15 protein-coding genes are annotated in these 7,739 nt (G+C 34.8%); 8 read left to right on the top strand and 7 right to left on the bottom strand.

The genetic code is table 11. The features are described 5' to 3' along the window. Positions 1-131: 131 nt before the first annotated feature. Both IEX29_RS18455 and IEX29_RS18460 read right to left on the bottom strand, forming a co-directional pair. Complete coding sequence (locus IEX29_RS18455; protein ID WP_229720282.1) at positions 132-668, bottom strand: replication-relaxation family protein; 537 nt, start codon at positions 666-668, stop codon at positions 132-134. Beyond that, entirely contained in the window at positions 661-1,785 is a 1,125-nt protein-coding gene (locus IEX29_RS18460) for an FtsK/SpoIIIE domain-containing protein (protein WP_188736031.1), read from the bottom strand. Before IEX29_RS18460 ends, IEX29_RS18455 begins: the two co-directional genes overlap by 8 nt. 217 nt (positions 1,786-2,002) lie before the next feature. On the opposite strand from IEX29_RS18460, the gene IEX29_RS18465 reads away from it, so the two are divergent. Both IEX29_RS18465 and IEX29_RS18470 read left to right on the top strand, forming a co-directional pair. Then, complete coding sequence (locus tag IEX29_RS18465; protein WP_188736032.1) at positions 2,003-2,209, top strand: helix-turn-helix transcriptional regulator; 207 nt, start codon at positions 2,003-2,005, stop codon at positions 2,207-2,209. 66 nt (positions 2,210-2,275) lie between these two features. Next, on the top strand, positions 2,276-2,983 hold the full coding sequence (locus IEX29_RS18470) for a hypothetical protein (protein WP_188736033.1): 708 nt from the start codon (positions 2,276-2,278) through the stop codon (positions 2,981-2,983). Positions 2,984-3,005: 22 nt separating this feature from the next. Here the strand turns inward: IEX29_RS18470 and IEX29_RS18475 are convergent, their stop codons facing one another. Further along, on the bottom strand, positions 3,006-3,242 hold the full coding sequence (locus IEX29_RS18475; RefSeq protein WP_188736034.1) for a YolD-like family protein: 237 nt from the start codon (positions 3,240-3,242) through the stop codon (positions 3,006-3,008). Further along, on the bottom strand, positions 3,242-3,457 hold the full coding sequence (locus IEX29_RS18480) for a hypothetical protein (RefSeq protein ID WP_188736035.1): 216 nt from the start codon (positions 3,455-3,457) through the stop codon (positions 3,242-3,244). The genes IEX29_RS18475 and IEX29_RS18480 overlap by 1 nt, the downstream gene beginning before the upstream one ends. 118 nt (positions 3,458-3,575) lie before the next feature. Between IEX29_RS18480 and IEX29_RS18485 the strand changes: the two genes are divergently transcribed. The 5 genes from IEX29_RS18485 (at position 3,576) to IEX29_RS18505 (ending at position 4,990) form a co-directional block, all read left to right on the top strand. After that, positions 3,576-3,974, top strand: a complete 399-nt coding sequence (locus IEX29_RS18485) for a hypothetical protein (protein ID WP_188736036.1) — start codon at positions 3,576-3,578, stop codon at positions 3,972-3,974. 85 nt (positions 3,975-4,059) lie between these two features. Then, entirely contained in the window at positions 4,060-4,245 is a 186-nt protein-coding gene (locus tag IEX29_RS18490; RefSeq protein ID WP_188736037.1) for a helix-turn-helix domain-containing protein, read from the top strand. Between the two features lie 76 nt (positions 4,246-4,321). Then, positions 4,322-4,558 carry a biotin/lipoyl attachment domain-containing protein gene (locus IEX29_RS18495; RefSeq protein WP_188736038.1) on the top strand — a complete coding sequence of 79 codons (237 nt, stop codon included), beginning with the start codon at positions 4,322-4,324 and terminating at the stop codon, positions 4,556-4,558. A gap of 121 nt (positions 4,559-4,679) precedes the next feature. Next, on the top strand, positions 4,680-4,823 hold the full coding sequence (locus tag IEX29_RS18500; RefSeq protein WP_188736039.1) for a hypothetical protein: 144 nt from the start codon (positions 4,680-4,682) through the stop codon (positions 4,821-4,823). 11 nt (positions 4,824-4,834) lie between these two features. Next, positions 4,835-4,990: a hypothetical protein gene (locus IEX29_RS18505; RefSeq protein ID WP_188736040.1), complete on the top strand. Its 156-nt coding sequence runs from the start codon at positions 4,835-4,837 to the stop codon at positions 4,988-4,990. Positions 4,991-5,229: 239 nt separating this feature from the next. Here the strand turns inward: IEX29_RS18505 and IEX29_RS27145 are convergent, their stop codons facing one another. The 3 genes from IEX29_RS27145 to IEX29_RS18520 form a co-directional block, all read right to left on the bottom strand. After that, complete coding sequence (locus IEX29_RS27145; protein WP_188736041.1) at positions 5,230-6,138, bottom strand: peptidoglycan recognition protein family protein; 909 nt, start codon at positions 6,136-6,138, stop codon at positions 5,230-5,232. A 39-nt stretch (positions 6,139-6,177) separates the two neighbouring features. Further along, on the bottom strand, positions 6,178-6,603 hold the full coding sequence (locus IEX29_RS18515) for a phage holin family protein (protein ID WP_188736042.1): 426 nt from the start codon (positions 6,601-6,603) through the stop codon (positions 6,178-6,180). A 102-nt stretch (positions 6,604-6,705) separates the two neighbouring features. Next, positions 6,706-6,951, bottom strand: coding sequence for a hypothetical protein (locus IEX29_RS18520; protein WP_188736043.1), 246 nt, complete (start codon positions 6,949-6,951; stop codon positions 6,706-6,708). 101 nt (positions 6,952-7,052) lie between these two features. Here IEX29_RS18520 and IEX29_RS18525 point away from each other — a divergent pair, with 101 nt between their 5' ends. Next, positions 7,053-7,649: a hypothetical protein gene (locus IEX29_RS18525; RefSeq protein ID WP_188736045.1), complete on the top strand. Its 597-nt coding sequence runs from the start codon at positions 7,053-7,055 to the stop codon at positions 7,647-7,649. The last annotated feature ends 90 nt before the right edge of the window (positions 7,650-7,739 follow it).

The following is a 7,739-nucleotide window of genomic DNA, read 5'->3' on the forward strand; positions in this document are numbered from 1 at the left end:
CATTTAAAATGTATCATTAATATTGATTTATATACATTTAATCAATAGATAAAAGGATTGGATAAACATATATTTTTAATGGTTCAGTATCATTTATGGTATCACAGAGAGAGGGATAATCCCTCTCTTTTTTAATACACCTGAAACTTCAATCCATGCTTTTCACATAGATCTTTTATCTTCTTTTTCCTCAATTCAGATGCAACACACCAAATAACAGTCGGACGATGATTGTATTGCTTAAATATCATTTGAGAAAGATCTTTATACTTTTTTATCTTATCGATATTAGTTGCCATTGTTTGCTGATTATCTACCTCGACAAATTGATACTCCCCAGCTTTTTTAAAAGTAGCATCTGGAATTAATTTATTATTTCCCCATTTAACTGGCCTTTCCTTTTTCCAGTCAGAGGGCATCCCTAACTTTATATATAAATCATTCCGCATAAGAACATGAACAACTTCTTTCTTATTTAATTGTCCCTGATTTGAACCGATAATTTGTTTTCCTTTATTGGACAAATAATAAATATTTTTCTCCATCCGTGAAACAAGCAATAATTTATCTTTTTCCATCCTGGATAAAATGCGTTGTGCATTACGATCACCACCAAGGTTATTTATTACCTGTAGCTGTTCCCGAGTGGCATATGTCAAACTATCCAAAGATAACAGTATCTGTTCGTCTCTCTGTTGCCTTTTCATCTGTGCTAACATAGTCAACAAACCTCCCTTTGATATCTGAATCAGCCACGTATGGCACCTGTATTACGTGTTTGTCAGCAGTGCGATAAATAGCTCTCCCAACATTATTTAACGCTTCTGCTCCCTGCTCATCTAATGCTACTCGGCTTGCAACCTCTGTGGGCAATCTAAAGCTAATCTTTGCATCAGCATTTTGTTTAATTTGACGGGGCAAAGTATCAGCTGTGGGGTATTGAGTGGCAAAGATTAAACGATATCCAAGGGCCCCAGCTACTCTTGCGATGTTGGATAACGCGTACTGGCAATAATCTATATCAAGTTTTTCATCCTTATCCATGTACTTGTGCGGTACTAACTCTGCGCCTTCATCCACTATGATAAATTTACGTTTTTTTATATTTGTATTTAATACATTGGTGTACCCTTTTGATTTAAAAAATGCCATATCTCTTTCTATTTCATCAGATAAACTATCCAGTAAATTAAATGCATCCAATGTATTACTTGCAATTGATCTAATCTGTTTATAATTATGCTGTGCAAACTCCAATCCACCTTTTAGATCAATCACATAAAATTCAACATCATCAGGATGATTATTAATTAAATGTGCTGTTATTAATTTGAGAAGAACAGTTTTTCCTTGCCTGGTCATTCCAGCTATTGTCATATGAGGTATCTTATCAAAATCATGTATTACGGGGCCATCTAATGATGTTCCTATAGGTAAAGTCCACCCTTCCGTTTCCGGCCAGTCATAATCAATCTTCGCAGGCAAAGTCTGCTTATAAACTTTGATATGCAGTTTAGTTTTAGCGAAGATAATTTTTACTGGCTTATTAAGCACCTTCTCCAGTACCTGCAGCTTATCATCATCCACAAGACCATAAGGCACATGATAGCTGTATAGTGTGTATTTATCTGTATTATGGGTTTTAAAATGTTTTGGTTCCCTGTCTTTAACTTTATAATTTAAATTCCTAAATGTGTGCTGTATTTTATCTTTATCAGATTTATTCCATTTCGCAGCTGCATAAATCGTAAAGGCAGCCAAGCCTCCCCCTACTAATAAATCCATATTCGCACCCCTATTCGTACGCATATACGCTTTGCTATTCACATCGGTAACTGTTCGTGCGTATATTCGTTTGTTGTTAAATCAACTTAAATGTTGTGTGGTACAAACTGTTATTTATGGTGTACAATAAACTATATGCAAACGTTGGAGAAATGATACAAAAATACTTCGATATAAGTTGAACTAAATTGATGAATTTTATATAAGGATGATGCATATGAATTTAAAAAGTAACATTAATAAGATAATACAGGAAAAGGGATTAAAAAATAAATGGGTTGCGAATCAACTAAATGTCAGTCCGAACATTATTTCCAGATGGGTTAATAATAAAAGCATGCCATCTGTAGAAAATCTATTCTTGTTAGCGAAGTTATTGGATTGCAAAGTAGATGACCTTTATTATTGGGATGAAAATGACTAGGTATATTATTCCTTACAAAGATAAGGTATAATTTTCCTATACATATAAAAAAGGGGGATTTTAGAAATGAAGAAATTACTATTTGTATTATTACTATCATTGTTTTTGGTTGCTTGCGGGAATGAATCAGACGCAGAATCGGGAAAGGAAGAACAAAAAGAGGACCAAAAAGCAGAAAATGATAATACAGAAGAAGCAAACAATGAAACAGAAGAAAATGAAACAATTGAAGAAGATGAATATTCTTTCGAAAATGAGTATGGCACGTTTGACTTAGTTGGTATGTACTACAGCGAAGACGAAGACCAAGAGCCAGGTTTTTATAAAATTGACTTTGATGGTTTTCTTTTAAATATGACCGTCTCTCTTGTCGACATTGAATTAAGTGAAGAAGCACAATGGGAAGAACGTTTTGCTGGGAAAGAACACTCAAGAGCATTACTTATTTTTACAGAGGCTGAAAACACTACAGATATGGAGATTGATTTTAACGGGACTTCACATATCGTAACTAGTGACAAACAACAAGTATATCCAGAGTACGGAATAATGTCTGAAAACGAGGCTGTTATGACTTATCATGGACAGGTAATGCAAGAGGGCTACTTCATTGTACCATTAAAAGATGATAGCCTTCCAGAAAGCATTAACTTGACGTTTGAAGCTCCGTACGAAGTTATAAATGGAGGTGTCGATCCGATTAATGGTAAAGTTGGGGAAGATACAGAATTTGAAATGATTTTTATGAGTAAAGAAGAAATGGAAGAACAGTAAGAGGGGTTTATCCCCTCTTTTTTTATACACTTTCTACCTGGATTATCCAATTGAATGGAATTTCTAATTTCCCATCACTGTTAGAACATTTAATAATCATATCCCAGATGTTTATTGGTTCATCTATTTTACAGGTGATTTCTTTAAACTCATTATCATTAAAATATTTAATTTGTACTTCTGTTCCCCACTCGTAAGCATCCGATATCCTAATCCCTTTAAGCTCTATTTGGTCAAAATCTAACGCTGGCTTTTCCACTATGCTCCAACACTCCTTTTCGGCTGACCACATGATAAAATATTATTTATTTTAAAGCTACGTACTTGCTTTCTGTAATAGCAATATGCAAGAACCTTCGCATCACCTATATCCACTATTCTAATAATCCTTTGGCTAACATCGCCTTCAGAGTCCATATAATAAATCATAACTTTTTCTTTATTCTCCATCGCACTAATCAAAAATCCAATCATCTGACCCACCTCCATAAATTACCGTTTGACGAATGTTTGTTCTGGTTATAATATTAATATAACACAAAACAAGAACAAATGTACTGTTATTTTTTAGTAATAAAGGAGATGAATATAAGTGGAAGAGTTCGCTATAACTCGCTTCACACCTGAAATGTTTGGATATACAGACAGAGGTATTTTAAAGTGGCAGGGTATGATACTTGCTGATCAGACGGATGCGCTAAAAAAGATGGAGAGTGAACTTACTGAAATTGAAGGCAAAGAGGAAATGTCTGAAGTAGAAATATCTCAAGTGCTGTATAGAGCATTTGCATCAGACTATCCCGTTGCAATACAAGCTAACATATTACGTAACGGAAGCTTTTATAACGACGTAATTTGTAAAGTGGCTGGATATGGCGGCAACAAGATACACCTGCAGATAATAGATGGAAGAGAAGCAAGTTGCAGTCTTGAAGAGATAAGAAATATCGAAATGCTGGATCCGTTGGTTTGGTATAATAAACGGAAATGATATTCATCAGTTAACTTATTTATCATTGACTGCTAGACCGTTATCGGTTAACATTTATCTATAACGATACGGAGGGAGTAGCAACATGAAAAATCAAAATGTATTAGAACAAATAATGGGCGTAGAAACAGCAGGTGAATTATGGGGATTTTCTCCCGATCACGTTAAAAAACTTTGTCGGGATGGTAAAGTTAAAGCTGTAAAGATTGGCAAGACGTGGATTTTAGATAAAAATCAAGAAAATCCTAAAAAAATAACAAAAGGTGATTGACCAAATAACCGTTATCGGTTATAATATAATTAAGAGGCTAAGATACATCCTCAAAAACTAAAAGGAGATGTTATAAATGAAAGTATGGCAAAGAGAAGAAAATGGCGTTAAGTATGAAGTGGTCGAAGTTCCATTTGATGGGGATTTGCATGAATTTACTGTTGTTGAATATGATAGCGAGAATACGGGAGATGTTTTAGCAACAATATCTCCTGTTGATCTTGAAGATCAAGAAAGAATCATTAAGGATTTAGATAATGGTAATGGTGTTGACGGCTGGGAAGACGGCATGGGCAACACAATCAGCATATAAAAAAAGACACCCATTATTGAGTGCCTTTTCACAAAAATATTTCAATCCACGCTCCCCTAGCCGGGAGCGACTACACCTAGATTATAGCATAATGAACATTTAATATACAAGAGGTGATATCATGAGCCTAAAATCAAGCATATATAAGTTTCTCCGTATCTGGAATGACGTTGATAGTGTAAGAAAAGGTAAGGTCGGGAAACGTATTGGCAGGCGTGTGACAGGTCGTGCTGCAGGAAAGACGATAAGGAAATTGTTTAAATAAGGAGAATTAAAATGAATAAATACTATGTAATGTATAATTCAACAGATGTAATTTGGTGTTGGGAAGAAGAAGCTTTTGAAAAAATAACTATGGGTTGGAAGTTATATGCTGTTGCAAACGACGAAGAAACCGCGGATGCCTTTTGCGAAGAAGCTTGTTACATTTAATATGTATAGCCCCTCACAAGAGTGAAGGGCTTATTATGTACACCGGAAATTCTTAATAATCTGTTTCAGAGTGATCATTTCCTCCACAAATTATAAAGTCCCTCAGCGCTCCGGTGGACGCATTTCGCTTTGCGATAAGACATTCGCGACTGCCTTAAAAAGCTAGGGGGATATGTAATTTAAATTATAGCATATACTGGAACTATGTACAACCCTCGAATGAGGGCTTATTTTTATACTTAAAACGTGCCAGCATTTAATTTACGCTGTAATTCCTTAACAACCATAGACGGGCGACTTAACACGCCATCTTGTGGCGTGCCTAACGCCTTTTGTAACAATCTTATAGTACCAGGTCCAAGTTTCCCATCTGCCGTAGCGCCAACTTTCTTTTGCAATGCTACAATCACATTACTTCCACCACTACCAAATTGCACTGTACTGCCGTACAAGGATTGAGTGACAGAATTTCTAGGTTGTTTGCTAATAAATCCATCCTGTGGCGTACCTAGCGCCTTTTGTAATGCAAGAGTAGTTGAATTGCCCCACTTACCATCTACAGACAGATTGGCTTTAGAATTAATAATCTGTTTGGATCCTGTTTGAGTTTTCTTTGGTTTGGAAACCTTTTTACCACCAAGTTTGTCATTAACGCGCTTTTTAAATTTAATAAATTCACTTGGATTAGATACCCAAGGCGCCGGGCAGTTTTTATGCGTTACGTCGTAATGTCTGACAATATCCTTAATTGGATCCCAACCATACATTTTACAAAGTTCCACAAAAACATCCTCTGTGCGAGCAATCGTATTTGGATGGAAAGATCCATCTGGCTCCTGGCACATCTCTACGCTGATTGATTTATAATTAGCATTGGGTTTAAGTGCCGGAACACCTCTATATGTTCCATCATTGGCTGCATATGCCACCTCGTCCAAAGGAATAATGCAAATAGCCTCACTTTTATCTACGAAAATATGAGCAGAAGCATACCTATCACTTAAATTATTAAAATAATTCCAGTGATTCGCAGCTGTTGCTCCCGGATTAGCTGTATAATGGATAATTCCCTTTGCGTGATTAGTCAATTTTAATCCTGGCCGGGAATATTGATTCTTTTTGATATAATCGTTTCTCCATGTTGCCATATATAAAACCTCCTTATAAATTAAAAAGAGCAGCCGCAGCTACTCTTTATCCTTGCTTGTAAATTCTTCTTTGATTTCCTTGCCAATAGACTTGTCAGAGTTATCAATGCTATGCAGCTTCTCTGCTAATGCTTTTGGTACTATTACGTCCATATCAGCAAGGTTTTCAATGATGCTAATGCCTTCATTTGCGATATAAAAAAGAACCGTAGCATAAGCTACCGCTCCACCTAAACCGAGTATCTGATCTACTACATTAGCCAATACGATTACAACTAATACAAGCACCTTACGTGCATATCCAAACAGGCTCTTTCTACTCCATAAGTTACCATTCTTCCAGGCTTTGAAAAGACCTGTGATAATATCCAATGCCATTAATAATAATAAAAAGTGGAGAAACTTTACTCCTCCAAATAAATACATATGCGTTGCCTCTAAATATTGCAAATTAAAACCACCCATCTAATCATCTCCTTGTCCATATTTAATTGTCCCCCTTCTATTTCTCTTTTTATTGCATGAAAAAAGACACCTCATTATGAGATGTCTTAAAAATATTGTCTTTTATGAAAGAATAAATTCTATAGATGACAATTCATCCCAGGTTCTTTTGGTTATCGCCTCATCATCATGCACTATTTCAATTGGCGTTTTAGTTCCTTTTACAGAAGTGATGTATCCTAAAAAGTCACCTCCGCCAGTTGGGTTTTCCCCGTAATCCACCACATGTTCTAATCCATCTTTAAATTTAAATGCAACTTTAATTTTAAACTCCTCCTTTTTCATCTTAATTTTAATACTATTCGACAATGAAACAGGAAAATCCTTCTAAATGATTCTTTTATTTTACATTTTATAAAGGAAATTATCCTTCTCTGTCGAATTAGTTATATAAAAGGAGGTGATTACATATGTCTGCAGAATTTATCAGAGAAGTTATTGTTCCGATTGTGTCGATACTCACGTTTATATTTTCCGTTAGTGTTTTATTCGTCCAATCTTATACTCAAAGAAGAAGGTTATTAATTTCTAATGTACTAAGATTAGCAAAATTTTCCGAATTAAAATTTGCACATGATGGACCAACAGTAAATCAAAAAGGTATTATTGTTTCATTCAATATTATCAATCCATCACCTCACGATATAGGTGTTAATAATTTCAAATACATAAATGGAGGAAGACAAGTTTTTATTGAAGTAAACCAAAGCTTCAATACAGTATATTTAGATAATATTGTTGAAACTTTTCCCACTTTAAATGATGATATTATTTTAAAAGCAAATTCTCAAGAACGTGTTAATTTTTTAATTTTGGAAAGTGAATATCAAAATATTACAACTGACTGGCTAGAAGTTCAATTCGATGCCATTTTTAGTGATTTTTCTTTTGTTTTTAAGCGCCCAGTTAAACTTATTAAATCTAGAAGGATTCCATTAAAAAGATACCGTTTCAAGGATTATATTGATGAAGATTTAAAAAAACAAGTTCTAAAACTAAATCGTTAGGAAACCTTACCCTAAGAGTATTAGTCTTAGGGTTTTCACCAACACGCACCCCTTCATCATCGATATATTTATCCTGCAAACAATCTTTAC

The organism is Oceanobacillus neutriphilus (assembly GCF_014645515.1).
Taxonomy (GTDB): Bacteria; Bacillota; Bacilli; order Bacillales; family Amphibacillaceae; genus Oceanobacillus; species Oceanobacillus neutriphilus.

Bases quoted from the DNA above. Each gene is read 5' to 3' on its own strand.
- IEX29_RS18460 (WP_188736031.1), bottom strand. From the start codon at position 1,785: ATGGATTTATTAGTAGGGGGAGGCTTGGCTGCCTTTACGATTTATGCA.
- IEX29_RS18465 (WP_188736032.1), top strand. From the start codon at position 2,003: ATGAATTTAAAAAGTAACATTAATAAGATAATACAGGAAAAGGGATTA.
- IEX29_RS18470 (WP_188736033.1), top strand. From the start codon at position 2,276: ATGAAGAAATTACTATTTGTATTATTACTATCATTGTTTTTGGTTGCT.
- IEX29_RS18480 (WP_188736035.1), bottom strand. From the start codon at position 3,457: ATGATTGGATTTTTGATTAGTGCGATGGAGAATAAAGAAAAAGTTATG.
- IEX29_RS18490 (WP_188736037.1), top strand. From the start codon at position 4,060: ATGAAAAATCAAAATGTATTAGAACAAATAATGGGCGTAGAAACAGCA.
- IEX29_RS18495 (WP_188736038.1), top strand. From the start codon at position 4,322: ATGAAAGTATGGCAAAGAGAAGAAAATGGCGTTAAGTATGAAGTGGTC.
- IEX29_RS18500 (WP_188736039.1), top strand. From the start codon at position 4,680: ATGAGCCTAAAATCAAGCATATATAAGTTTCTCCGTATCTGGAATGAC.
- IEX29_RS18505 (WP_188736040.1), top strand. From the start codon at position 4,835: ATGAATAAATACTATGTAATGTATAATTCAACAGATGTAATTTGGTGT.
- IEX29_RS27145 (WP_188736041.1), bottom strand. From the start codon at position 6,138: ATGGCAACATGGAGAAACGATTATATCAAAAAGAATCAATATTCCCGG.
- IEX29_RS18515 (WP_188736042.1), bottom strand. From the start codon at position 6,603: ATGGGTGGTTTTAATTTGCAATATTTAGAGGCAACGCATATGTATTTA.
- IEX29_RS18525 (WP_188736045.1), top strand. From the start codon at position 7,053: ATGTCTGCAGAATTTATCAGAGAAGTTATTGTTCCGATTGTGTCGATA.